This window comes from Campylobacter sp. CFSAN093229 (assembly GCF_011068225.1).
GTDB lineage: Bacteria > Campylobacterota > Campylobacteria > Campylobacterales > Campylobacteraceae > Campylobacter_D > Campylobacter_D jejuni.
In genome coordinates, this window is record NZ_JAAMXB010000006.1 from 20,608 (window position 1) to 45,495 (window position 24,888).

General features: G+C 29.6%; 22 protein-coding genes and 1 pseudogene. 7 read left to right on the forward strand and 16 right to left on the reverse strand.

Annotated features, from left to right (window positions below):
• Positions 1–5 precede the first annotated feature (5 nt).
• From FBE93_RS03845 to FBE93_RS03855, 3 genes are read right to left on the reverse strand one after another with little or no spacing between them, the layout of a single operon-like run.
• Complete coding sequence (locus tag FBE93_RS03845; RefSeq protein WP_002871981.1) at positions 6–1,169, reverse strand: PLP-dependent aspartate aminotransferase family protein; 1,164 nt, start codon at positions 1,167–1,169, stop codon at positions 6–8.
• Between the two features lie 12 nt (positions 1,170–1,181).
• Positions 1,182–2,621: a C4-dicarboxylate transporter DcuC gene (gene dcuC / locus FBE93_RS03850; protein WP_002932568.1), complete on the reverse strand. Its 1,440-nt coding sequence runs from the start codon at positions 2,619–2,621 to the stop codon at positions 1,182–1,184.
• A gap of 3 nt (positions 2,622–2,624) precedes the next feature.
• A complete protein-coding gene (locus FBE93_RS03855; RefSeq protein WP_165434191.1) occupies positions 2,625–2,987 on the reverse strand; it encodes a Rid family detoxifying hydrolase in 363 nt (120 codons plus the stop codon).
• Between the two features lie 167 nt (positions 2,988–3,154).
• Here FBE93_RS03855 and FBE93_RS03860 point away from each other — a divergent pair, with 167 nt between their 5' ends.
• Entirely contained in the window at positions 3,155–3,811 is a 657-nt protein-coding gene (locus tag FBE93_RS03860) for a transcriptional regulator (protein WP_002855654.1), read from the forward strand.
• Here FBE93_RS03860 and FBE93_RS03865 read toward each other — a convergent pair whose 3' ends face one another.
• Positions 3,812–4,282, reverse strand: a complete 471-nt coding sequence (locus tag FBE93_RS03865; protein ID WP_002862058.1) for a Cj1386 family hemin-binding protein — start codon at positions 4,280–4,282, stop codon at positions 3,812–3,814. It abuts the gene before it with no gap.
• A gap of 56 nt (positions 4,283–4,338) precedes the next feature.
• Complete coding sequence (locus FBE93_RS03870; protein WP_165434192.1) at positions 4,339–5,763, reverse strand: catalase; 1,425 nt, start codon at positions 5,761–5,763, stop codon at positions 4,339–4,341.
• 170 nt (positions 5,764–5,933) lie between these two features.
• Between FBE93_RS03870 and FBE93_RS03875 the strand changes: the two genes are divergently transcribed.
• From FBE93_RS03875 to fldA, 3 genes are read left to right on the forward strand one after another with little or no spacing between them, the layout of a single operon-like run.
• The gene (locus FBE93_RS03875; protein ID WP_002855637.1) at positions 5,934–6,248 is read left to right on the forward strand and encodes a DUF2325 domain-containing protein; all 315 of its coding nucleotides are present in this window, start codon (positions 5,934–5,936) and stop codon (positions 6,246–6,248) included.
• A gap of 2 nt (positions 6,249–6,250) precedes the next feature.
• A complete protein-coding gene (locus FBE93_RS03880; RefSeq protein ID WP_002932936.1) occupies positions 6,251–6,946 on the forward strand; it encodes a hypothetical protein in 696 nt (231 codons plus the stop codon).
• Positions 6,946–7,437 carry a flavodoxin FldA gene (gene fldA, locus FBE93_RS03885; protein ID WP_002855629.1) on the forward strand — a complete coding sequence of 164 codons (492 nt, stop codon included), beginning with the start codon at positions 6,946–6,948 and terminating at the stop codon, positions 7,435–7,437. Before FBE93_RS03880 ends, fldA begins: the two co-directional genes overlap by 1 nt.
• Before the next feature lie 44 nt (positions 7,438–7,481).
• Here fldA and FBE93_RS03890 read toward each other — a convergent pair whose 3' ends face one another.
• The 4 genes from FBE93_RS03890 to selA are packed head-to-tail and all read right to left on the reverse strand — an operon-like array spanning position 7,482 to position 11,901.
• Entirely contained in the window at positions 7,482–8,012 is a 531-nt protein-coding gene (locus FBE93_RS03890; RefSeq protein ID WP_165434193.1) for a hypothetical protein, read from the reverse strand.
• Between the two features lie 5 nt (positions 8,013–8,017).
• Positions 8,018–8,728 (reverse strand): DsbA family protein, encoded by a 711-nt coding sequence (locus FBE93_RS03895; protein WP_002855861.1) that lies wholly within the window; start codon positions 8,726–8,728, stop codon positions 8,018–8,020.
• Positions 8,729–8,776: 48 nt separating this feature from the next.
• A complete protein-coding gene (gene selB, locus FBE93_RS03900) occupies positions 8,777–10,582 on the reverse strand; it encodes a selenocysteine-specific translation elongation factor (protein WP_002932923.1) in 1,806 nt (601 codons plus the stop codon).
• Positions 10,579–11,901: an L-seryl-tRNA(Sec) selenium transferase gene (gene selA / locus FBE93_RS03905; RefSeq protein WP_002932922.1), complete on the reverse strand. Its 1,323-nt coding sequence runs from the start codon at positions 11,899–11,901 to the stop codon at positions 10,579–10,581. Before selA ends, selB begins: the two co-directional genes overlap by 4 nt.
• 77 nt (positions 11,902–11,978) lie before the next feature.
• Between selA and FBE93_RS03910 the strand changes: the two genes are divergently transcribed.
• Positions 11,979–13,652, forward strand: a complete 1,674-nt coding sequence (locus tag FBE93_RS03910) for a 4Fe-4S dicluster domain-containing protein (RefSeq protein WP_165434194.1) — start codon at positions 11,979–11,981, stop codon at positions 13,650–13,652.
• A 2-nt stretch (positions 13,653–13,654) separates the two neighbouring features.
• Here the strand turns inward: FBE93_RS03910 and FBE93_RS03915 are convergent, their stop codons facing one another.
• Positions 13,655–14,956, reverse strand: coding sequence for an MFS transporter (locus FBE93_RS03915; RefSeq protein WP_002932920.1), 1,302 nt, complete (start codon positions 14,954–14,956; stop codon positions 13,655–13,657).
• A 164-nt stretch (positions 14,957–15,120) separates the two neighbouring features.
• Between FBE93_RS03915 and rdgB the strand changes: the two genes are divergently transcribed.
• A complete protein-coding gene (gene rdgB / locus FBE93_RS03920; RefSeq protein ID WP_165434195.1) occupies positions 15,121–15,723 on the forward strand; it encodes an RdgB/HAM1 family non-canonical purine NTP pyrophosphatase in 603 nt (200 codons plus the stop codon).
• A gap of 30 nt (positions 15,724–15,753) precedes the next feature.
• Here the strand turns inward: rdgB and FBE93_RS03925 are convergent, their stop codons facing one another.
• The 6 genes and pseudogenes from FBE93_RS03925 to mqnE all read right to left on the reverse strand — a co-directional run bounded on the left by FBE93_RS03925 (position 15,754) and on the right by mqnE (position 22,396).
• On the reverse strand, positions 15,754–18,225 hold the full coding sequence (locus tag FBE93_RS03925) for an RND family transporter (RefSeq protein WP_134249864.1): 2,472 nt from the start codon (positions 18,223–18,225) through the stop codon (positions 15,754–15,756).
• Positions 18,225–18,794: a phospholipid-binding protein MlaC gene (locus FBE93_RS03930; RefSeq protein ID WP_002932914.1), complete on the reverse strand. Its 570-nt coding sequence runs from the start codon at positions 18,792–18,794 to the stop codon at positions 18,225–18,227. Before FBE93_RS03930 ends, FBE93_RS03925 begins: the two co-directional genes overlap by 1 nt.
• A gap of 9 nt (positions 18,795–18,803) precedes the next feature.
• Positions 18,804–19,502 (reverse strand): VacJ family lipoprotein, encoded by a 699-nt coding sequence (locus FBE93_RS03935; protein ID WP_002932912.1) that lies wholly within the window; start codon positions 19,500–19,502, stop codon positions 18,804–18,806.
• A 44-nt stretch (positions 19,503–19,546) separates the two neighbouring features.
• Entirely contained in the window at positions 19,547–19,990 is a 444-nt protein-coding gene (locus FBE93_RS03940) for a phosphoribosyltransferase (protein ID WP_002932910.1), read from the reverse strand.
• 13 nt (positions 19,991–20,003) lie between these two features.
• Positions 20,004–21,322 (reverse strand): annotated as a pseudogene (locus FBE93_RS03945) (NCS2 family permease).
• Positions 21,323–21,331: 9 nt separating this feature from the next.
• Positions 21,332–22,396 (reverse strand): aminofutalosine synthase MqnE, encoded by a 1,065-nt coding sequence (gene mqnE, locus FBE93_RS03950; protein ID WP_002862042.1) that lies wholly within the window; start codon positions 22,394–22,396, stop codon positions 21,332–21,334.
• A gap of 142 nt (positions 22,397–22,538) precedes the next feature.
• Here mqnE and FBE93_RS03955 point away from each other — a divergent pair, with 142 nt between their 5' ends.
• Positions 22,539–24,887: a hypothetical protein gene (locus FBE93_RS03955; protein WP_002932899.1), complete on the forward strand. Its 2,349-nt coding sequence runs from the start codon at positions 22,539–22,541 to the stop codon at positions 24,885–24,887.
• The last annotated feature ends 1 nt before the right edge of the window (position 24,888 follow it).

Sequence of the window (24,888 nt, forward strand, 5' to 3'; positions counted from 1 at the left end):
TCTCCTTATTTTTTAATACTATCAAAAGCTTGTGTTAAATCAGCAATTAAATCTTTAGTATCTTCAAGACCTATATGAAATCTTACAAATGGTCCTCTTGCACTCCAATCTGTTGCAGTTCTAGGTGGAGTAGTTACGGTGGCTAAGCTTTCATATCCACCCCAGCTAGCACCAATTGAAAAGTATTCTAGTTTATCTACAAATTTAATAGCATCATCTTTGCTATAACCTTCTGCAAATTCTATGGTAATCATACCATTTGCACCTTTATGATCACGCATGAAAATTTCATGATTTGGGTGGGATTTGAGTTTTGGATAGAAAATTGTTTTAATTTCTTTTCTACTTTGTAAAAACTCTACAATTTCATCAGCACTTTTTTCATGGGCTTTCATTCTTACATCTAGTGTTCTCATACCACGAAGTACTAAGTAAGCATCATCAGGACTTGTTGTAAAGCCTAAAGCTTCTGGAAGTTTGTCAAAATTTTTCCATTCTTTTTCGTTGATTACTACTATACCCATGGTTACATCAGAGTGTCCACTAAGATATTTTGTAGCAGCGATAACTGAAATATCCACTCCAAGTTCTAAAGGATTTAGAAAATATCCACTAGAATAAGTATTGTCAATAGCTACAGGGATATTATGCGCATGGGCAATTTTGCAAAGTTTTGGTAAATCTATGATTTCATAAAGTATAGAACCTGGACTTTCACATAAGATAAGCTTGGTATTAGGTTTGATTTTTTCTTCTACATCACTTGCATCAGCTTTTAAAAAATCAATTTCAACTCCCATTTTGTCTAAAAATAATTCGCAAATCGTTCTTACAGGCCCATAAATTGCATCGGTGATTAAAAAATGTGCATCTTTGCTTGCATAGTTTAAAAGCACCATAGCTAATGCTGCAAGTCCTGTTGGGAAAAGTTGTGCTCTATAACCACCCTCTAGAGTGCAAATAAGTTTTTCAAGTTCAAAATTGGTTGTTGTTCCTCTAGCTCCATAACTTAAAACACGATCTGTTTTTCTTAATTCTCTGTATTTTTGCCAAGTTGCGTGATCTTTAAAAAGTATGGTTGATGCACGCATAAGTGTAGGATTAACTGATCTTACTTCAGCGCCTTGATCGCCTCTGCCACAATGAATAAGTTTAGTTTTTGAGTTCATTTTTTCTCCTTTTTAAAGATAGATATAAGTCATAATAACATTTACAATAGCCGCTACAAGCATAGGAATAGCTGTTCTTTTAACCACGGTAAAAGGACTTACTTTTGCAATAGCTGAGATAGCTAAAATCGCTGGTGCAATAGGACTAACACATCTTCCAAAGCCTGTCATAATTTGAATTGGTGCTATCATGGTGATAGTTTCAACTCCAAAGTGTTTTGCTATATTTGGGATAAGTGGAGCAAAGCTAAAAAATGCCGCATTTCCTGAACCCATTAAGAAAGCACAAACCGCAAGCAAGATTGAAACGGCGATAATAATAGCCAAAACTCCAAATCCTGCATTTTTGCAAAATTCTATTAAAGTATCTACAAAACCTACAGATAAAAGACCACTTGCAAATACTTGACCACAAACGATGAGTGAAACTGTGATAACAAATAAATGTCCCATTCCTTTAAAGAAAATCATAATAGAATTAAGAGTTTCTACTATACTTTTATAGCGTATCATTTCAAAAATAATAACCACAAAAGTTGAAATCACCATTGCTACTGGAACATTCATTTTAATTGCAGTGCTAGCAGCTGCTTTAACTTCTTCAGCACTACTTATTCCCATTAAAACCAAGATGCTATCAAGCACGGAACTAAATCCTAGGATTAAAACCAAAGGAATTATAGGTAAAATCGCATAAATTCTAGGAGGCTTTTTAAGTTCTTTTTCTTTACCTTCATTTTCATTTAGTTCTTTTTCAATTTCTTGTGCATTGAAGACAAAATTATCTTTTTTGTCAAAAAATTTATTGCAAAGATATATGGCAATACCTACAGCTATAATGATAGGCAAGGTTGTAGGGAGTTGATAATGAACAAAATAAATTGCAGGATCAACTTCAGCTACTTTTGATGCCATAATCACATTTCCACTTCCAGGCCCATGATCGATATATTGACAAATCGCAATCACACTTAAGGCAGAAAGTTTTGAAACACCAGAACGTACAAGTATAGGATACATAGTAACCATAAGTAAAAGTGCCAAGCCTGCGTGAGAAGGGATGAAAAGAACTAAAAATTGCACGATAAAATAAGCAACTATGAGTAAAACATAAGGAGATTTTACGGCTTTTAAAGGTTTTTCAAAAACTTTAAAAAGTGCATAAGAAGCCCCTACATGATCCATATAAGCAGAAAAACCTGCTATAGTCATAAGTGTAAGTCCAAGCCCTGCTAATGTACTTGACATGGTTTGATTGAAAACTTGAAAAATATCAAAAAAACCTAAATTTAAAGAACCTTTAGCGACAATGTGTGGAGAAAGTCCAAAAATAGCAGCTAAGGAAAGTAAAAGTAAACCACTTAAAAGTAATGCCATGTGAGCATTGATTTTTTTATAAAGCATAAAAACAAGTAAAAAAACACTAAATAAAGAAAAAACAATACCTAGCATGTTTTATCCTTTTTGAGCGATGATCTCTATCTCTACTTTAGCTTTTTTTGGCAGATCTTTTACTGCAAAAGCACTTCTTGCTGGATAAGGAGCTTTAAAAAATTCAGCATAAATTTCATTAAATGCTATAAAATCATTAATATCAGCTAAAAAGCAAGTGGTTTTAATCACTTTATCATAACTGATACCATTTTCTTCTAAGATAGCACCGATATTTTTTAAAGATTGTTTGGTTTGTTCTTTGATATCAGAGCTTTCTATTTCTCCTGAAGCAGGGTTGATAGGAAGTTGTCCTGATATAAATAAAAGTCCATTTGCTTCCCTATAAGCTGAGTATGGACCAATGGTCTTTGGATAGTTTGACATGAATTCTCCTTTGTTAAATATAGATTAAACAGAATGCATTTTATCACTACAATAATAATTTGTCAATAGTTTATTATCATAATAATAAAATTTTATTTTTAAGAAATGTTTTAAAGTATAAAGAGTAGAATTTAATATTATATTAATTTTTTATTGAAGGTAGTTTTATGGATGAGGGACAAAAACAACAATTTATAAAGTTGACATATTTTTTAGGAGAAGTTTTAGGTGAGCAATATGAGATAGTTTTTCATGTAATTACTGAAGATGGGGCTTATATTGCGGCAATTGCTAACAATCACATTAGTGGGAGAAGTTTAGATTCTCCCTTGACTGCTTTTGCAAGTGAGCTTATGCAAAATAAAAAATATTTAGAAAAAGATTTTTTATGTGATTATAAGGCTCTTGTTGGAAAATCAAAATTAATTAGAGGATCTACTTTTTTTATTAAAAATCATGACAAATTAGTAGGTATTTTGTGTATCAATCATGATACTAGCATTATGAGAGATTTAATATGCAAGATGATTGATTTAGAAAAAATTGGAGATATGGGTGATATTTTAGGAAATATTAGTTTTTCTCAAAATGATTCAAGCATAGAAACATTAAGTCACTCGATAGAGGATATTTTAGTTCAAAGTGTAGATTCTAGTTATTTAAATTCTGATTATCAATTAAGCATTGCTCAAAAAGAAGAAATTGCTGAAAAGCTATATGAAAAAGGTATTTTTAATATAAAAGGAGCGGTTCCTATCGTAGCAAAATTTTTAAAAATTTCAGAACCTAGTGTTTATAGGTATCTGAAGAAATTTAAAAAATAACTAAAATTTTTTGATAAATTTTAGTATTTTTAGGCTCATTTTCTTTAAAAAATTATTTTTAGATTTTTTGAGTAAAAATTCTGCCACATCTTTGCGTCCAAACATAATAGCAAAGGTATAAGGTGTCATTCCTAAACCATTGTTTTCATCAATATTTGCTCCATATTTAACTAAAAGTTCACACATAGGTAAGTATCCTTTAAAACAAACTCCCGCTAATGGGGTTTGTCCACGATCGTTTTTTTCATCTACTTTTGCACCTTTTTCTAAAAGCATTTTAGCGCTTTCATAAGAATTATTATAAGCTGCAAGCATAAGCAAGCTATCGCCTTTATGAGTTTTTAAATTTACATTTAAACCTGCTTCTATCATGATTTTAAGATTTTCACATTCATTATTTCTTGCAAAATTAAAAGCCATTTTACAAAGCTCTTCAAATCTTTTTTCTTCTTCTAAACTAAGAGTTGTCATTGTTTTTCCTTAATTATTATAATCTTTAGTTTGCCACCAAAAGTGGCAAGTAAAAATTATTTTTCTAAAGCTTTTTTAATTCCTTTTGCATAATCAGGTGAAATTTTTTCAAAATGTTCTAAAGCTCTAGTGATAATTTTTTCATCAACTCCCTCCATAGAAGCGGCGATATTATGAAAAAGTTGAGTTTTTTGATCATCATTCATAAGATTAAATAAAGCTCTTGGTTGAGTATAAAAGTCATTATCTAGTGGAGCATATCTTTGTGCTACGCCTTCTAAGACTAAATCAGGTTCAAGATAGCTTTTGTCTTCTTTTGGGCTATTATCATAGCTGTTTGGTTCATAATAAGCAGCATCATTTTTATAACTATCAAAATTCATAGCACCAGCGACATTGTAAGTATTCACTTCGCTTTTTGCACGATTTACGGGCAAAAGATGATAATTAGTTCCTATTCTATATCTTTGTGCATCAGGATATGAAAAAATTCTAGCTTGCAACATTTTATCAGGGCTAAAGCCAATTCCAGGAACGATATTGCTTGGACTAAAGGCAGCTTGTTCAACTTCATTAAAATAATTTTGAGGATTTTTGTTTAGAATCATTTCGCCTATATCCATCAAAGGCACAAGACTATGAGGCCAAATTTTTGTTAAATCAAAAGGATTAAATCCAAGTTTTTCTATATCTTTTTCAGCAAGAATTTGAACTTGAACTTTCCATTTTGGAAAATCTTTATTTTCTATAGCATTATAGAGATCTCTTTGATGACTTTCTCTATCTTTTGCTATAAGCTCGGCAGCTTCTTGGTTGGTAAGATTTTTAATCCCTTGTTGGGTTTTAAAATGGAATTTCACCCAAAGTCTTTCATTTTTATCATTAATAAAACTATAAGTATGGCTTCCAAATCCATGCATATGACGATAACTTGCAGGAATTCCTCTATCACTCATAAGAATGGTTACTTGATGTAAGCTTTCAGGACATAAACTCCAAAAATCCCAAGCAGCATTATTGCTTCTTAAATGTGTTCTTGGATCTCTTTTTTGAGTATGGATAAAATCAGGGAATTTATAAGCATCACGGATAAAAAAAGTTGGAGTATTATTTCCTACTAAATCCCAGTTTCCTTCTTTGGTGTAAAATTTAATAGCAAAACCTCTCACATCGCGTTCAGCATCTGCTGCACCTGCTTCACCTGCTACTGTTGAAAAGCGTAAAAATAATGGAGTAACTTCGCCTTTTTGAAAAATTTTAGCTTTGGTATAAGCACTTAAGTCTGCTGTAATTTTTATTTCGCCATAAGCTCCACTTCCCTTAGCATGAACGGTTCTTTCTGGAATTCTTTCTCTATTTTGATGAGCAAGTTTTTCAAGCAAAAGATAATCTTGCATAAGTAAAGGTCCTTTTGCGCCTGCGCTTAATGAATTTTGGTTATCGGCTATAATGTTTCCAAAATCGTTAGTCAATTTTTTCATTGTTTTCTCCTAAATAATAAGTTTTATTAATTAGTAAATTATATCTATTAAAAATTAAAATTAACTGAATAATTGCATTTTATTGATAATAAATTTCAAAATAAATTTAGTTTTTTTATATTATAATAATAATTATCAAAATATATTTTAAAAATCACAAAGGAGAATTTATGTCAGTTTTGGTTATTGGTGCAGATGAAATCACTCCTATTAGAGCTGTTTTACATGATTTAGGTGCTAAAAAAATAGAACACTGGGATGCACGTAATGAAAATAGAGTTAATCGCAAGCCGATTCCTTGTGATACAGAATGTATAGTAATGTTAACAAGCTTTTTAAATCATAATACTATGAAAAAAATCAAAAATGAAGCTAAAAAGCGTAAAATTCCATTAGTTTGTGCAAAAAGAAGTGTAAGTTGTGTGTATTGTGAATATTGTAAAATTTTTAATCTTAATAAAGAATTTTCTTGCTATAAAGGTTAAAGATGTTATTTGGATTTGATGATAAGCAAGAATTTATACCGCAAATTTATCGCTATTTAAACAATCAAGAGCTTATGTTGACTTTTTTAACTCAATATAATGCGAGCGTTGATAGCGCTCTAAAAATTCCTCTTTTATATGCAAAAAATACCAAGAGTTTAAAAATGATATTTGGAAATTTTTTACATGATATAATGCATATTTCATTTGGTAAGATTCAAAATATAAATATCAAGCTTAATGCATACGCTTTTTACTTTCAAAAAAGAAAAAGCTTGATTTTTAATACTAAAATATCTAAGAATGTCGATCTTTTAAGACTTTTAAGAATTTATCTTTATGGCATTTGTTTTGATGCGCAAATTTTATTTAGCTCTTATGTTTATGATAAGGTTTCTTTTCAAAATAATGGAAAAAATATAGATCAAGATGGTGATATTATTATAATAGATAAGAAATTTGCAATTTTACCACTTTGTAAAGAGATTAATACACATAATTTAAAAATTGAAAATAAAATTCATGGATTATTGAATTTAATAAAAGAAAACAATTTTGAAAAATTTTATATTGTTTGTCCGCGTAACAAAAATTTCACACATTTTATTGAAATAAAACATTTTTTGTGTGATTTAAACAAAACTATGTTAAAATTAGTTCCGTATAAAATATCAAATCAAATTATAAGGAGAAAATAATGTCAGTAGCAGTAATCTATGGTAGTGCTATGGGAAATACAGAAGGAGCGGCTAATACAATTGCTTCAAAACTTGGAATTAGTGATGTTTTTAATATCTCAGATATTGATGCAGCTAAAATGAATTCTTACGATAAATTAATTTGTGGAACTTCAACTTGGGGAAGTGGTGATTTACAAGATGATTGGGATGGTTTTGATTTTTCAGGGCTTAGTCTTGGTGGAAAAACTGTAGCTGTATTTGGTATGGGTGATAGTGAAAGTTATTCTGACACTTTCTGTGGCGGCATGGGTAAATTAGCTCAAAATTTAAAAGATGCAGGTGCAAATTTGGTAGGAGAAGTTTCAACTGATGGTTATACATTTGAAGCAAGCGATGCGGTTGTAGATGGTAAATTTGTTGGACTTGCTCTTGACAATGATAATCAAGAAGATCAAACTGAATCAAGAATTGATGCTTGGGTAGAACAAATTAAACCTTATTTTGCTTAATAATTCTTAAAATCAAGAGTCTTTATACTCTTGATTGTCTTTTCTTAAAAATAAAAAAAACTCACTATTTGATTTATAATTTTATTTTCTAAAGATAATTGATAGCGTTCTTTATTTCCAAGATAAGCTGTTCTTGCAAGAAGACTTGTTTTTTGAGAATTGTGATTTTTAGAGTTGATTTGTAAATTAACTTGCATAGTATAGTAGTTTTCTACCATCCATTCTCCATCGCTTTCCAAAGGATCAAAATCATAAAAAAATCTTGCTGAAGTTGTGATTTTTTGAGCATAAGAATGCTTTTTCATATCTACAAGATTGATTAAAATTTCATAATCTGCATTCTCTTTTACTTCTTTTAAGCCTAAATTTTTAAGTTTTAAAGCCAAATCTCTATCTAGAGTAGTTTGAAGTTGACTAGGATTTTGAAAGGAAATTTTAAAACTTTGTTGTTTTTGTGATCTGATAAAAATGCCTTCATTGCTTGTTTGAATAAAGCTTTGTGTGAAAGTTGCATTGGTGCAAGCACTCATAAAGAGTGCTATAAAAAAGCTTAAAATTAAAGCAAATTTAGACATTAGGTTTATTTAATAATAGTTGGAGTAGCGCTAAGACCTAATGAGCGATATTTTTCATATAAGGAAAAAACTTCTTTTAATTCTGCATCACTTACTTTTGGATAATTTTTGATATTTGCATCATAGTATTTGTTTAAAATTGCGATTTTTTCTTTATCATTTTTTGCTTTTTTTGCTTCCTTGTAGATTAGAGCGGATTTTTCAAAAGCAGATTTTCCATGTACTGGAGTTAAAATATAATTAACTTGATAGTTTTTAAGTTCATCATCAATTTGAGCTAAATGTTCTCTACAATAAGGGCATTCAGGATCTGAAAAAACATAAATTGCAGGTTTATTTTTATCTCCCAAAGCTATTACCATGGTTTCTTTTTGTGCTACAGCTTTAGCATTTTTTGTAAAATTTTCTCTTGCTTCTTGAAATTTTTTCATTTCATATTCTTGAGCATAAGAAATTCCCGTTTTCAAGTCGATAAGATCAGGGGTAATAAGACTATCTTTTGTAAAAAGAATGTTTTCTTGTTTTTGTCCATTTAATTCAACGCTTACAATAACACTTTCAAAACCCGTATTACCAACCTTTTGACGATTTGATACACTAACGGTAGCATTTGGAAATTGTGCTTTAATGCTTTTTGAATAAAAATCACTAATTTCTGAATTACTTGCAGCAAACAAAGATGCTGAACAGGCAAGAATTAAACTTAATTTTTTCATAGTTTATAAATCCTTTAAATAAATTATGTTTAATTCTATAATGATTTTCTAAATGTTTGTTAAAAATCTTTTTTCAGCTTCTTTGCTTACTTGAGGAAATTTGTCTAAGTATTCTAAATAAGCAATAGCATATTTTCTTGAAAGATTGAAATATTCTTTCATGCTTTGCACATCAAGACTTTGATTTTTTAATAAATTTAAACATTCTTGCATAAGTTTTTCAAGAGCTTGTTTTTCTATAAAAAGATTGTGTGAAAGTCTTACAACCAAGCCTTTTTGGGTAAGTTTTTTGAGTATATTATCTCCGCTTTTTCTATCAAGTTCTAAAAAATCATAAAGATTATAAGGAGCTTCGGGTTTAATACCTTGTTTTTTTAAAATTTCATATAATTGATTATTATTTTTTTCTTGAAGTTTTTCAAAATCTATACCTTTTTTAAAATAAATTCCATTTTGAAAATCCAATAAATTTGACATTTCTTTAAGCCCAAGTTCGCAAAAATTTTCACTTGCCCAAGTAATCCTTAAAGCTAAAGAATGTGCTGAAAGCATGGCATAAGGATTTTTTTCAAGTATGAATTTGATGAAATTTTTAATTTCTTTTAGGCTTTGTAAATGATATACATTAAGATTTTTTTCATCGACAAATACTTGATTTAATTCTTTTGCTAATTTCAATGCTTTTTGATGAGAGAGTTTAAATCTCTGATAGCTTGAAAGCAAACCAAAGCCGTATTTATGTGCGTCTTTTAAGAAAGAAAAAGCTGCTTTAAAATCTTTATTTTTCAAAAACATTAAAAATTTATTTTTTTGTTCTTTTTTTAAAGGTTCGCTTAAAGGATTTAAAACCTTACCACCGCCTACAACGCGATTGTTTTGTAATAAAATAAAAGCCTCATCAAAACTTAAAAATACATTTTTATCAAAACTAAAATGCACAAAAAATTTATCATTTTCTAGTTTTTTTAATATATTTATTTTGCATTCTATTTGTTTTGAACCCACGCAAAAAATCATTTTGCTATTTTGTAAATTTTTTGCTTTAACTAAAGCATCGCATTCTTTAAAGGCTTTAAAATAACCTTTTTTGCTTAGCAAATAACCTTTTTTTAACTCTTTATAATCACAATTTAAACTTAAAGCCACACGGTTACAAGCTTTGATTTGCTCTAAATTAGTATCGTGGTTTTGTATATTTTTAACAATGAGTTCTTTTTGAGTATCTAAACAGATGATTTTTTCATTTAAAGTGATGCTTCCTTCATTAAGACTGCCTGTAACGACAGTTCCTATGCCTTTTAGAGAAAAAACTCTATCGATATAATAATGAAAAATCAGTTCTTCATCGTTTTCTTTGTTTTCTATGGTATAAAGATAATTTTTTAATTTTTCTATGCCTTGATTATTTTTTATGCTGGTGTGAAATACTTTTAAAATGGGATAATCTAAATTTTTTAACTCTTCTAAAATTTCTACACTTTTTTGCTCTATATTTTCACAAAGATCGCATTTGCTAAGCACTAAAATGATATTTTTAATATCAAGAATTTTTAAAATTTCTAAATGTTCTAAACTTTGTTCTTTTAAACCTTCGTTAATATCTACGACAAATAAACAAACACTAAAGCCAAAAGCTCCACTTACCATAGTTTTAACCAAATCTTTATGTCCTGGAACATCGATAAAAGAAATGTTTTTATCTTTTAATTTAAGATTTGAAAAACTTAAATTAATGGTGATTTGTCTTTCTTGTTCTTCTTTTAAACTATCGCCTTCAAAACCATTTAAAGCTTTAATGAGTGAAGTTTTTCCATGATCAATATGTCCTGCGGTTCCTATAATAACAGATTTCATAAGTTTTCCATTTGATTGATTATAAGAATAAGTTTTTGAAGTTCGTTTTCTCGTATAGTTCTAAAATCAAGAACAAATTCATCATTTTCAATGCGTCCTATGATATTTTCTTTTCTAAATCGAGTTTGTAGTTTTAAAGCATCTCCTTGAAAAGTCAGTATATAAGTATCTAAACTTTTATCAGGCATAGAACCTCCTCCTACTAAACTTTTGCTTTTTTTAAGCTGGGTTTGAAATTTTAATTCTTTTTGCACTCTTAAAGCTTTTTTTTCTATAAAGGATAAGTCATCATTTAAAAGTTTTAAGGTAATAATTTTTTCATAATCTTTTTGCAAATAAGCTTTTAAGCTTTCGTTTAAAAAAGATAGAGTTAATTTATCCACTCTTAGCATTCTTAAAAGTTGATTTTGTTTAAGCTTTTCTATGAGTTCTTTTTTTCCAAGTATAATGCCCGCTTGCACACTACCAAAAAGTTTATCTCCGCTAAAACTTAAAATATCACATTCTTGCACGAGTTTTTTGATTTTAGGTTCATTTTTAATCAGCTTTTCATTTAAATTTTCACACCAGCCAGAACCTAGATCATAATAACTCAAAAGCCCTTTTTCTTTTGCTAGTTCATGTAGATCTTTTATATTTACTTCACTGTGAAAACCCATAAGAGCGAAATTAGACTTATGGGTTTTTAAAATTAGAGCGGTATTTTCACTGATGGCTTGTTCATAGTCTTTTAAGTGTGTTTTGTTACTAGTTCCAACTTCGCAAAGCTTTACACCTGCAGCTTTTATCACTTCAGGCACACGAAAACTTCCGCCAATTTCTACAAGTTCTCCTCTTGAGCTTATGACTTCTTTATCATAACAAAGAGAATTAAGTACTAAAAAAACTGCTGCAGCGTTGTTATTGACCACTAAAGCATCTTCACATTCAAAAAGCATTTTAAGTTTTTCTAGTACCAAAGCATAGCGAGAGCCTCTTTTTCCATTTTCTAAATCAAACTCTACATTAGAATAATTACAAATGATATCTTTACACGCTTCATAAAGTTCTTCATGGATTACACTTCTACCAAGGTTTGTATGTATAACCACTCCGCTTGCATTAATCACACTTTGTAAATCTTTGCGGTAAAAAGTTTTGATTTCTTTTTTGATTTCTAAAAGTAGTTTATCTTTAGAAATTTCATCTTGGGAAAAATTTTCTTTTAGTTTTGCGACAACTTTTTTACAAAAAAATGCTTTGATATAAAAAGGATAGGATTTTAAACTCTCATCTTCAATAAGAGTGTTAATCTGTGGAAAAGTTCTAAATTTGTTCATCTTAAGCCTTAAGAAAATATTTGGTTATTTTAACATAGAATTTATAAAATGATGTTTTAAAGAGATTAAGGAAGACAATGCAAGATTTTGTTTATATAAAAAATGATGTTTTGATCCCTTTGCCCGATGCTATTGAAATTTTAGATCAGGTAAATGATAAAGAAGCATTAGTTTGCAATGATAAAAATCAAAAAGCACAAATTTATGCCCCTGAGATTAATTTTTATCTTAAAAATTCTCAAGATGAAATTTTAGAGCAAAGTAAAAATGTTTTAACGCTTTATGAAGCAAGAGCTAGCGTTTATGATTTAGGGCTTGATTTAGAACAAAGCAAAGAAGTGCAAAATCGTTTGATTTTAGTAGATAGCGATACTCAAACCGTAGAGTTTTTAAAAGAACATGGATTTAAGGTTATTGCTTTAAGTAGTGCAGAAATTTTAGCTGTTTTTGGAAGTGTAGGGGAGCTTTGTGCTGTGGTTAAAAATCAAGGCGAAGAAGTGGAAATAGATTTTGATTTTTTACTTTTTAAAGCTGAGGATTTAAGCGTTGTGCGTAAAGATTTTACAAGACAAAGTGGATGTTATAATCTTTTAAATTTTGAAAATCTTGAAGTATTGTTAGAGTTTTTGCAAAGCAAAAGTCCAAAATATCATTATAAAACTTATATTAGCTATAATGCTAGCGTGTGTCAATACCACGAAAGACGCAGTGAGCATTGTGCAAAATGTGCTGAAATTTGTCCTACTGTGGCGATTTTAAAAGATGATGAAAACAAACATTTGGAATTTTCTCAAGTGGATTGTTTGGGTTGTGGAGGATGTATTAGTGTGTGTCCTAGTGGATCACTTGATTATGCTCCTATGCCAAGAGAAAGTTTTTTTACCCTTTGTGAGTTTTATAAAGATAAAAAAATTTTAATCATTCCTAAAAAAATGTCTTTAGAAAATTTAAATCTTGCTTTACCAAAAGATGTTTTACCCTTTATGATAGAGGGTGAAAAATGGCTTTCTTCTATGCATTTTTTAACGCTTTTGCAAAATAGTGGAGCAAATTTGGTTTTTTATACGGATTTTGTATCTCGTGGTAGCAACGAGGCTATTGTACTTTTAAATACTTTTTTTGAGAGAAAATTTCAAAAAAAAGCTATTTTTGTTGCTAAAGATGAGAAAGAATTGCAAAATGTTTTAAAAGAGCAAGAATTCATACAAGATTTAAAATATGATTTTCATAACAACACCTTAACTACAAGAGAAAATTTTGCCAAAAGAATGCAAGAAATGATAAAAAATGAAGATTTTGGCAGTATAGAAAGCGGCGAATGGTTGCGTTATGGTAAGGTAGAAATCAATCCTAACACCTGTACGCTTTGTCTTTCTTGCGTGGGTGCCTGTAATGTAGGAGCTTTAATCGCTGATAAACAAGAAAATGCTTTGAAATTTAATGCCTCTCTTTGCACGACTTGTGGGTATTGTGAGTTAAGTTGCGCTGAAAAAGATACTTTAAAATTAGTTCGTAGTGGAATGGAGTTTAGAGCTTCTTATTTTGAATATCAAACCATGGCAAAAGATGAGCTTTTTGCGTGTATAGAATGTGGTAAAGAATTTGCCACCAAAAAAGCTATAGAAAAAATAGCCAATTTAATGAAGCCTAAATTTGGTCATGATGAGAATAAAATCAAAACACTTTATTGCTGCGCAGATTGCAAGGCAAAAGTGATGATAAAAGCAATGGGTTTTGCGGGGCAAAATTAGATTTAGATCTTAATTTTGCCTTCTAATTCTTCTTTATTTGTAAGTTTGCTATCAAATTTAATAACAAGATTTTTAGAGTTTTTATAAATATCTACAACCCCTAAATTTTCACCAAAAGTACTGAAATTTAAAGGCGTTTCTAAAGGTAGATAAAGGTTTTTAAAATCAGCTGGATTTTTTAAGAAAAATAATGCCACAAGCCAAATTAGAGCTAAAATTACTAAAATAATAGCTAAAAGATTTAAGGCATCTAGATGTAAAAATATCCCTCCGATAATACCACCTATAAAACTTCCACCATATCCAAAAGCATTAAACAACCCTAATGCTGCACCTTTTTCATGAACTTTACAAAATTTTGATGCACAACTTTGCATAATAGGTTCGTGTAAATTAAAACCTATAAAAAAAATCACAACTGCTATGATAAAAAAATCCATAGAATTACTAAAAGCAAAAAAAAGATAAGAAAGTATGAAAAAAACAATTCCTAAGAGTAAAATTTGTTTAGCTAAACCTCTTTTTTCGCCTAAACTTCCAGCAAAGCCCATAGCGATAAAACCTGCTACCATAGAAGCGCTATAAACAATCCAAAGTTTATCAGAAGCAAAACCTAAATGTTTTACTAGAATGATAGGAATGCTTAAAAATGCTATACTCATAAGCATTTTTTGCATGAAATTAGTAAGATTCATAAGGGCTAAATTTTTTTGTTTAATAAGATGAAAAAAAGGAGTTTTTTCATTTTCATGAGTGATTTTGTTTTCTTTAGGTACAACGGTATAAAGTAAAATTATACATAAAAGAGACAAAGCCGCACTAAGATCAAAAAGGCTAGATAAACCCCATTTTGCACTCATTAGAGGAGAGATCACCATAGAAGCTGCGAAACTAAGTCCTATAAAAGAACCCATTACCGCCATGGCTTTACCACGATTTTCTTCTGTGATAAAATCACTTATCATTGCTGTAGCCACAGCTCCAATAGCTCCTGCACCTTGGAGCATTCTTCCTAAAAGCATGATGTAGATATTTTCCGCAAAAGAGCAGATTAAAGAGCCTATTATAAAAATAATCAGTCCAATGAGCATGGTTTTTTTACGACCAATTTTATCACTTAAAATCCCAAAAGGCATTTGTAAAATCATTTGGGTTAAGGCGTAAACACCAACTAAAAGTCCCACTAAAAATTCATTAGCACCTTCAAGTTTTAAAGCATAAAGACTTAAAACTGGCAAAACTATAAAAAGCCCAAAAAATCTTGTTCCAACTATGAAAGATAAGGGTAAGACATTATTTAGCATTATCAATTTCCTATTAAATTTGAAATTTAATTAGGATAATTTTACTATGAAATGGATTAAGCATTGATTAACATCGTTTTATCATTTGATATTTAAAAGCTACGCACAAGGATAAATTTTATAAAATCATATTTTTGTTTTGATATTATTTTGGAGCTTTTGTTATGAAGATTATCCTAGCTACGAGCAATAAACATAAGGTTTTAGAACTTAAAGAAATTTTAAAAGATTGTGAAATTTATGCTTTTGATGAAGTTTTAACGCCTTTTGAGATTGAAGAAAATGGAAAAACTTTTAAAGAAAATGCTTTGATTAAAGCAAGAGCGGTTTTTAATACTTTGAATGAAAAGCAAAAAAAAGATTTTATCGCTTTAAGTGATGATAGCGGCATTTGCGTAGATGTTTTAGAAGGAAATCCAGGAATTTATTCTGCTCGATTTAGTGGTAAGGGCGATGATAAAAGTAACCGTGATAAACTTGTTAATGAAATGATAAAAAAAGGTTTTAAACAAAGTAAGGCGCATTATGTTGCTGCTATTGCTATGGTAGGTTTGATGGGGGAATTTAGTACGCATGGAACCATGCATGGAAAAGTAATAGATACAGAAAAAGGTGAAAATGGTTTTGGTTATGATAGCCTTTTTATTCCAAAGGGTTTTGATAAAACCTTAGCCCAGCTTAGCGTGGATGAGAAGAATAATATCTCTCATCGTTTTAAAGCTTTAGAGCTTGCAAAAATCATTTTAAAGATTTTAAATAAAGGATAAAAATGAAAAATTTTTTAAAATATATAGCTATTATTGTTTTAATATATGCTCTTTATATTGGTTTGGAAACTTGGTTTTCTTAGAATAAATAGTGATTAAAAAGCTTGGTAATAAGAACAAACTTCCACTTAAAAGCAAAATCATTACAAAAACGGTTAAAATTCCAAAATAAATTGTTGGAATAAAATTACTACTCACCATAACACTAAAACCTAAAACTATGCTAATTGTGGTATAATAAAGTGCCGAACCTATACTAAGGTGAGAAATCATAATGGCTTCTTCTAGGCTTTTGTTTTTAATTTCTTCCCTAAAACGATAAATATAATGTATAGCATCATCAACGCCTATGCCTATAGCAATAGCAGCTATAGTAATACTCATCATATCCAAAGGAATACCTAAAAGCCCCATAAGAGCAAAAACCACACTTAAAGGAATAACATTTACCAATATAGCCGCAACTGAAAATTTTAAATCTCTAAAAACAATGATAAAAAGTATGAAAATAGCTAAAATTACAAATATAAGAGTATCAAATTGCGATGAAAAAAGACTTTGGAGCATATTATTATAAAGCACCATTATGCCTGTGATTTGAACTTCTACTCCATCGTTTTTTACAAGCTCGTTGAGCTGTTTTTTAAGATCTATTAAAAACTCATTACGTCTTAAATTCGGATCAGAATCAATAATACGCATACTAAATCTTAACTCGTTATTTTCTATGCTTACAAAAGGTGAAAGCAAGTCTTGTTTAAATTTAGCAGGTAAATTCTCATTTAAAAACGCAAGGGCAAAATCATCTAACTCTTTTCCATCGTTGATATTTTTCCCTAGGGTTAAAAGACTATTAAGACTTAAAACCGAGCCTACAAATTCTTTGTTTTCTAAAAATTCATGAACTTTTTTTGCAATACGTGTTTTTTTAGAGTCAAACCAATAAGTTTCTTGTGTGGCTAAATTTTCAAATTCACTTTCAAAACTATCAAGGGTATCACTTGTATTTTGATCGTTTTTATTATTTGGAAAACGAATGATCACTTCTAAAGGCAAGGTTCCACCTAGATTTTTATCAATAACCAAAAGTCCTTTTTTGATTTCACTACCATCTTTGAAATAATTGACAAAAGAATTTTCAACTCTGAGTTTTGAAATGCCTATTAAAGCTAAGATTATAGCAAGAACTGAAATTCCATAAATCATGCGACGCTTTTTAGGATCAAGAGCGGTTTTGGCACAAAAGGCTAAAAGATTAAATTTAAACTCTTTTTTATGATAATTTTTTGGTTTTAAAAGAATCAAGATACTTGCTAAAAACAAATAACTAAAGATAAGAGCTAAACCTATGCCTATACTCATCATAATGCCAAGTTTTATGATAGGTTCGATATTTGATAGGATTAAAGAAAAAAATCCTATCATCGTTGTAACAATGGCATAAAGGCTAGGATTTGCTTTGGCTAGTAAGGTTTCAAGCACTATGCGCTCAACTTTAGCTTTGGGATGATTTTGGGTGCTTTCGATAAAATGCGTGATCAAATGAACAACTACACTTAAGGTGATAATTAAAACCAAAGCAACGTAATTTGATGAAATAACCGTGATTTGAAAATTTAAAAGCGCAAAAACTCCACTAGCCGCACTTAAGCTTATAAAACAAATAAAAAGAGGTAAAAAAACAAAGCGCCATGAGCGGAAAAAATAATAAAGTGCAAGTCCTAGTAAAAATACAAGAGAAACACCATAAAGCACAAGATCAGATTTTATATAAGCTATCATATCATCAGCGATCATACTTACGCCACCAAGGTAGAGCGTATCTTTATTTTTTTCATAATTTCGAACTATGCTTTTAATAGTATCTAGACTTTGTTTCGTGATAACTTTTTGCTTGTCTTGATGTTCTTTTATGGCAAGACGAATTTGATCTTTTTCTTTTTCATCGGTAGCAAGATCGCGTTTTTCTATAAGATTATTATAAACTGTATCAGGCTTTAAGTAAATAATAAGCCCTGTTACTTTTCCATCTTTTGAGATGATATTATTTTTATAAAAGGGACTATTTAAAATTTCATTTTGGGCTTTTGTGCGGTTTATATCTTGGCTTTCTATATTTGGGATATTTTTTAAAAGTTCTTTTAAATCCGTATTTTGCGAACTTTGAAGCAAAGGGGCATTGATGATACTAAAAACGCGTTCTACTAAAGGGGCTTTTTCTAATTCTTCATGAAGTTTTTTTAATTTGGCTAAATTTTCATTTGAAAAAGGTTTTTCATCATAGGGTTTGAAGGCTAAAAGTAAAAAATTATCACTTTTATAATGTTTTGAAATTTCTCTAAAAGTTTTTAAATCTGCATCATCTTCTAAAAGTAAACTTTCAGCACTTGCATCTACGCTAAGCTTAAAAGCAAAAAAGCTTAAAAACAGGCATATAAACAACGTTCCAAAAAAAGTACTTTTTGGACGAGAAATAAAAAACTTTAAAAGCTTTGCAAACATTATTCTATGACAATACTTTCAAGTTTTTGAAGTAGGGCATCAAAGCCTTGGTTGGCTAAAATATCTCCAAATTGTGATCTATAAGTTTGTACTATACTCACACCTAAAACATCTACATCATAAATAAGCCAGTTGTTATTATCATTGTAAAATTTGAAAATGATATTTTTTTCTTCCCCATCTACTACCATAGAAGTGGTTAAAAAATAGCGTTTTTCATTTTTTAACTCACCATTTTTGACCTTTAAAACCTGATCTTTATAAAGACTGAGTTTATCGGTAAAACTTTTTTTAAGACTTGTTTCAAAGGCTGTGGTAAATTTTTCTTGTTCTTTTGGGGTTAATTTAGAATAATTTTTCGAAAGACTCAGTTTTGCCATGAGTTTATAATCAATTATGCTATCAAAAAGTTTAAAAATTCCATTAGCAGCTTGCTTTTTATCTTCTTTACTATCTTGTAAAAGTTTTAAGCTTGCATCAATGTTTTTTTGCATAGTGCTAGAAATTTCATCTAGTTGTAAGGCAAAAGCATTAAAAAATAAAGTCAAGATTAAAAATATTTTTTTCATTAATTTCCTTTATTTGCTAAGTTCATTGCGTCTTTGCTCGTAAGCATCACGCAAGAATGGATATAAATTAGGCGTGTTGTGATAAATTTCATCAATTTCATCAAGCCTAAAACTAAGTTCATTACCAAATCCATAAGCACTTATAGCTATACTTGCCCAAGTAGGATCAATGTAAGCGGTAAAACTTGCATACCAAGTTGCAGGTAAAGTAAGAGTGTCTCTAAGATTACTAGGGCCGAGTATAGGTAAGACAATATGAAAACCGCTTCCTACACCCCAGTGAGCCAAAACGGTTCCTAAGTCCGCGGGATGTTTTTTAAGACCCATTTTTGATGCCACATCCATAAGTCCACCAAAACCCATGATAGTATTGGCGGTAAATCTTTTAAATTCTTCTCCAGCTTCTTCAAATTTAAACTGCAAAACATTGCCTACAAAACGCAAAGGAGCAAGTAAATTATCAAAGAAATTTCTTGCCCCTAATCTTATAAATTCAGGAGTGATAGCGTTATAGCCCTTAAGAACGGGACGCAAACCATAATCATACAAAGCCACATTAAAGCTTGTCATAGCTTTGTTATATCCTGAAAGTGGATCGTTTACTTGATAGTTTTGGTATTCTTGTTCAAAATCATCTAAATTTTGTTCTTTAGCAAAAGCAAAAATAGTAAAAAAAATTAAAATAAAAGATATAAATTTTATTCTCAAGCAAAAACTCCTAAAAATTTTAAAAGTAAAATTATAGCAAATTTTTAATCAAGATTTATATCCCAGTAAAAATCCACCCATTCAGTAGCTTCTTTTACTTTAAAATCAGGCTCTAAAAGAGCAGTTTTTTTATAAAAAATGGTTGCAATTTTAAGTTCGATATGAGGAAATTTTTCAAGCAAAACTTTTTTTATTTCTGCTAAACTTTCTCCACTATCTACTATATCATCAATGAGTAGAATTTTTTTGTGCTTGCTTAAATCAGGAATGTTAAAAATTTCAATAATATCAAGTTTTTTCGTATCATCGTAATGAATTGAGTTTAAAGCAAAAAGCTGACGCGTTTTTAAAGCCACTGCTAAAGAGTGTCCTAAACTCATCCCTCCTCTTGCTATAGCTAAAAGTGCATCGGGGTTAAAATCTTCTTTAATTTTTTTAGCAAGAATTTTTACATCTTCTTTAAATTCTTCATAGGAGTAAAATATCATTATATATCCTTATTTATTGTAGTGTCATAAGTAAAAAATTACCCAAAGATAATAAACTTAAAACTATAATGCCAAGATTGATTTTATCCCATTCGCGTTTAAAAATTCTTACAAGTAAATAAGAAAGAAAACCAAAAGCAAAACCTGTGGTGATGGAGTAAGTAAAAGGCATCATGATAATAGTAAAAAAGCTTGCTACAGCTATAGCACTATCTTTAAAATCTATATTTTTAACTTCCATAAACATTAAAATTCCAACCATTACAAGTACGGGGTATATTGCGTTTGCAGGAATGGCTTTAAAAAGTGGCAGTAAAAAAAGTGTAAAAGCAAAACAAATAGCTACAACTAAAGCTGTAAGTCCTGTTCTTCCACCGCTTTCAACCCCTGTAGTGCTTTCTACAAAAGCTGTAACCGTAGAAGTACCTGTCATAGCTCCTAAGGCTGATCCTGTTGCATCTGCCATTAAGGTTTTGCTTAGTTTTTTTCTCCATTTTTTGGATCATCAAAAATCTTTCCTCTTTCACCCACACCTGTGATAGTTCCTATACTATCAAAAAGTTGAGTGATAAAAAAAGTAAGAATTATAGGTATCATAGTAATATTTAAGGCACTTTTGATATCAAGTTGTAAAAAGATGGCTCCTAAACCATTTTCCATACTAAAATTTGGCAAAGAAAAGATTTGCACAGGAAAACTTGCATTGTCTAAATGGAAAATCCAAGCGATAATAGAGCTTGCTAATACCCCAAAAATAAAAGCTCCACGAAGTTTTATAGCCCAAAAAAAGATGATTAAAGCTAGAGTGAAAATTCCAAAAAGCATATGAGGGCTTTTAAAATTTCCTATACTGACTAAAGTATCTTTATTATGCATAATCACACCCATTTGACTTAAGCCTAAAAATGCAATAAAACAACCTATGCCCGCACAAATTGCAAGGCGTAAATCTTTTGGGATATTGCGGATTACCCAAAGGCGAAAATGCGTAAAAGAAAGTAGGAGAAAAATAATACTTGAAATAAAAACAGCTCCTAAGGCACTTTGCCAAGGAATTTTTTGACCCAAGCAAACTGCAAAGGTAAAATAAGCATTTAAACCCATTCCAACACTCATAGCTACAGGAGTATTGGCAAAAAAAGCATTAAAAGCACTTGCAACTATGGTAATTAAAGCTGTTGCGGTGATTAAAGCTTCTATGGGCATTCCTGTATTTCCTACTATGCTAGAATTTACGGGGATAATGTAAACCATAGCCAAAAAAGTAGTAAGCCCTGCTATAACTTCGGTTTTAAAACTCGTATTGTTTTCTTTGAGTTTAAAAAAGTCCATTTTTTCTCCTTAGTAGGTTTTTAGCTCGTTATATAAACTATCGCGTTCTACAGGAATAAGATTTGAAGTTTTTATCATATCGATAAAAGTTTTTAAACTTGTGCCTTTAGCAGATTTTGCACCACCTGCACTTTGTATGCTTTCTTTTTCTATGGTACCGTCTAAATCATTAGCTCCAAATTCTTGTGCTACCATGGCTAAATTTAAAGTCATTGTTGCCCAGTAAGCTTTGATATTTTTAATATTATCAAGCACTAAACGAGCAATGGCAATGGTTTTTAAAATTTCTTCACTATCCATGATTTTATCAGTTTGTATAAAGCTATTATCCCTTTGCCAAACTAGAGGGATAAAAGCATTAAATCCACCGGTTTGATCTTGAAGATCACGCAGTCTTAACATATGATCGATCCTGTGATGTCTTTCTTCTATATGCCCAAAAAGCATGGTAGCATTACTTTGTTTGCCTTTTTCATGCCAAAGTTTATGAATTTTAAGCCAATTTTCACTGCTAACTTTTCCATGACAAATTTTCTTACGCACTTCTTCATCAAAAATTTCAGCCCCACCGCCTGGCATGGAATCAACGCCGTATTCAAGCATTTTTTCTATCACTTCTTCATAGCTCATTTTAAAACGACGATGTAAAAAATCAATCTCAGCAGCAGTCATAGCTTTTACATGAAGATTAGGATATTTTTCTTTTATCATTTTAAAAATTTCTAAATACCATTGCCAAGTTGTATCTTTGTTGTGAGCTGAAACGATATGTACTTCTTTGGTTTCTCGTTTTACGGTTTCATCGACAATTTTCATAATCTCTTCATGAGTCATCAAATAAGGATTAGGATTTTTACGGTGTGCTGAAAAGGCGCAAAATTTACAGGTATCTGCACAGATATTAGTTGGGTTGATATGGCGATTGATATTAAAATAAACTTTTTTTCCGTGAAGTTTGGTGCGTTTTTTGTGAGCGTATTTACCTAAGGTAAAAAGATCTAGATCCCAAAGTGCATTGGCTTCTTCTTGGTTTAATCTTTCTTCATTTTCTAGTTTGGTAATTAAATTTTTCATTTTAATTTTACTCTTTTGTTGTTTTTAAATAAAGCATTATAATTTTTGCTTACTGAAAAAGAGTTTATAGAAAAAGCCAAAATAAAAGATATTTTTGTTAAGATTATTATTAAAATATTAAAATTTAAAGAGAGTAGAAATTTTGTTAAATAAAGAATTAGAAATTTTTAAAAAAAATCTTAGTTCCTATACCCAAAGTTGTAGAAAATTTTTTCTTAAGCAAGGGGCGTTTAGCTTATATCATTCTAAAAATATGGATAATTTCATAAAAAAAGCTTATGATATAGTTCTTAAAGATTATTTTGATGATTTTTTACCTCCAAGTGATAATATCCCTTTTTGTGTTTTAGCAAGTAAAGCATATGCAAATAATAGTCTTTGTTTTAATGAAAGTATTTCTTTGATTTTTGTTTATAAAGATATTAAGGCTTTTCATTTAAAACCTATGATTAAGGCTTTTATTGAAATTTTAAATGATGCGCATTTGCAAATTGATTCGGTTATCTTAGAATTTAATGGACTTTATAATGCTAGCAATGAGCTTAAGACTTCTATAATACAAACTCGTTTTATATGTGGTTCTAGGATTTTATTTAAAGGGATTAAGATAAAATTTGAGAGTATTTTAAAAGAAAATAAAAATGATTTTGCCAAGCTTTTATTAGAAAATTTTAAAGAATTTGATATTCCATTTATAAAACAGGAATTTAATATCTTAAAAGATTTTGGCGGATTAAATCATTTAAGATTCTTAGAGAGTTTGCTTGTTCTTTTTAAGACTTCTCCAAAAAATTATGCTTTAAATTTTATAGATGAAAAAAATTTAAGCGAGTTGCGTTTAGCTGGAGATTTTTTACTTTCTTTAAAATCAGCGATGAATTTATTAAGTGCTAAAGATGAGGATGAGTTTTTACTTATTAATGTTCATGATTTGAGTGAATTAATGTATAAAAAAGCTAAAAAACATTTTGGAGCAAATGAGTTGTTGGTTCAAAAGGCTTTACAAAGTATGCATACTATAGGTTTTTATACACACTTTTTAGCAAAGCAAATTCAAGATGGATTAAATCATACTCTTAAACAAGAATATAAATTTAAAACTCTTGTGGAAGTTTTAGAATACTTATTAAAACTTGAAGATAAACAGGTTATTTTCGATCTTAACTTGGTTTTTGCCCTAAGAAGATTGAAATACAGTAAAAAAGATATAGAAAAAGCTTTAATACTTTTTGAGAAAATTTTTTATAAAAGGCATAGTTTTTGTGTTTTAAAACTTTTGCTTGATAGTGGAATTTTAAAAGATTTATGCAAGCCTTTTTGGACAGTTCGTTTTTTAAGTGATGAAGAAGGAAATTATAGTTTTGATGAGCAAGTTTTTCTTATGTTAAGTGAATTTGAAAAATACGAAGATGAGCTTGAGATACTCCAAAAACTTAAAACCGATGAAAAAATGATTTTAAAGCTTGTGATACTTTTAAGCGCTATAGAAAGTGAAAATGAAATTTCTTTAGCAGGCATATATAGAGCGTATTGCTCTAAATTTGATTTAAAGAATGAAATTTTAGAATGGGGTCTTAAGATATTTAAAAACAATAATGCCTTAAAAGATCTTGTAGAAAAAGAAGATATATACAATCCTATTGTTGTAAGTAGCTTGGTTTCTAAGCTAGAAAATTTAGAAAATTTAGAGCTTTTATATACTTTAACTTGGCTAAAGGCCAAGGCTTTAAATTATAATGCTTTTTATTTTAGAGTTCTTGATAAACTTTTAGAAAATGCAAAACAAGGTTTTGAAGATGAAAATCTACTTGAAGAAAGCGCAAGAAGAGTAAAAAAAGAATTAACACTTAAAAGAAGTAAGATTTTTTTAGAGCAAGATGAAATTTTGCAAGATAAAATCATACATATCAAATCAAATCTTTTTATTATAAAAAATACTTTTGAAGATATTGTTATGATTTCTAAATTAGCCAAAGAAAATGATTTTAAATTTTGGTTTAGTAATGAAACAAATCTTAGTTTGCAAATTGTTGCACCACTTCATTTTAATATTGCCATTATTTTAAGTTCTTTAACAAATTTAAATCTTATTTTCATGAATTTTTTTGAACTTTTTGATGATAAAATTTATTTAAGATTTGAATATGATAATATTATCAGTGATGAGCAAAAACTAAAACTTTGCGAGCTTTTAAATTCAAATCTTTCTGGTTTTAATTTGAAAAAAATTAAAAAGCCAATCATTAAAAAAGATGAGTTAAAATTAGACTTAAATTATTCTAAAATGTATGCCAAATTAGGTCTTAATACTAAAGATCAGCAGGGTTTAATGGCGTATTTGATGAATGTTTTTAATGAACTTGAACTTGTTTTATGTGCAGCAAAAATTCAAACCATAAGACAAAGGACGCGTAATATTTTTATTTTTCAAAAGAATGAAAAATTAAAACATAGCGAGCAAAAGTTAGTTAATTTATTAATAAGTGAGTAAA

Coding starts and splice junctions, on each gene's coding strand:
- rdgB (WP_165434195.1), top strand. CDS start 15,121: ATGAAGATTATCCTAGCTACGAGCAATAAACATAAGGTTTTAGAACTT.
- FBE93_RS03925 (WP_134249864.1), bottom strand. CDS start 18,225: ATGTTTGCAAAGCTTTTAAAGTTTTTTATTTCTCGTCCAAAAAGTACT.
- selA (WP_002932922.1), bottom strand. CDS start 11,901: ATGAACAAATTTAGAACTTTTCCACAGATTAACACTCTTATTGAAGAT.
- FBE93_RS03940 (WP_002932910.1), bottom strand. CDS start 19,990: ATGATATTTTACTCCTATGAAGAATTTAAAGAAGATGTAAAAATTCTT.
- FBE93_RS03880 (WP_002932936.1), top strand. CDS start 6,251: ATGTTATTTGGATTTGATGATAAGCAAGAATTTATACCGCAAATTTAT.
- FBE93_RS03865 (WP_002862058.1), bottom strand. CDS start 4,282: ATGACAACTCTTAGTTTAGAAGAAGAAAAAAGATTTGAAGAGCTTTGT.
- FBE93_RS03860 (WP_002855654.1), top strand. CDS start 3,155: ATGGATGAGGGACAAAAACAACAATTTATAAAGTTGACATATTTTTTA.
- selB (WP_002932923.1), bottom strand. CDS start 10,582: ATGAAATCTGTTATTATAGGAACCGCAGGACATATTGATCATGGAAAA.
- FBE93_RS03930 (WP_002932914.1), bottom strand. CDS start 18,794: ATGAAAAAAATATTTTTAATCTTGACTTTATTTTTTAATGCTTTTGCC.
- fldA (WP_002855629.1), top strand. CDS start 6,946: ATGTCAGTAGCAGTAATCTATGGTAGTGCTATGGGAAATACAGAAGGA.
- dcuC (WP_002932568.1), bottom strand. CDS start 2,621: ATGCTAGGTATTGTTTTTTCTTTATTTAGTGTTTTTTTACTTGTTTTT.
- FBE93_RS03875 (WP_002855637.1), top strand. CDS start 5,934: ATGTCAGTTTTGGTTATTGGTGCAGATGAAATCACTCCTATTAGAGCT.
- FBE93_RS03845 (WP_002871981.1), bottom strand. CDS start 1,169: ATGAACTCAAAAACTAAACTTATTCATTGTGGCAGAGGCGATCAAGGC.
- FBE93_RS03855 (WP_165434191.1), bottom strand. CDS start 2,987: ATGTCAAACTATCCAAAGACCATTGGTCCATACTCAGCTTATAGGGAA.
- FBE93_RS03870 (WP_165434192.1), bottom strand. CDS start 5,763: ATGAAAAAATTGACTAACGATTTTGGAAACATTATAGCCGATAACCAA.
- FBE93_RS03915 (WP_002932920.1), bottom strand. CDS start 14,956: ATGCTAAATAATGTCTTACCCTTATCTTTCATAGTTGGAACAAGATTT.
- FBE93_RS03895 (WP_002855861.1), bottom strand. CDS start 8,728: ATGAAAAAATTAAGTTTAATTCTTGCCTGTTCAGCATCTTTGTTTGCT.
- FBE93_RS03910 (WP_165434194.1), top strand. CDS start 11,979: ATGCAAGATTTTGTTTATATAAAAAATGATGTTTTGATCCCTTTGCCC.
- mqnE (WP_002862042.1), bottom strand. CDS start 22,396: ATGAAAAATTTAATTACCAAACTAGAAAATGAAGAAAGATTAAACCAA.
- FBE93_RS03890 (WP_165434193.1), bottom strand. CDS start 8,012: ATGTCTAAATTTGCTTTAATTTTAAGCTTTTTTATAGCACTCTTTATG.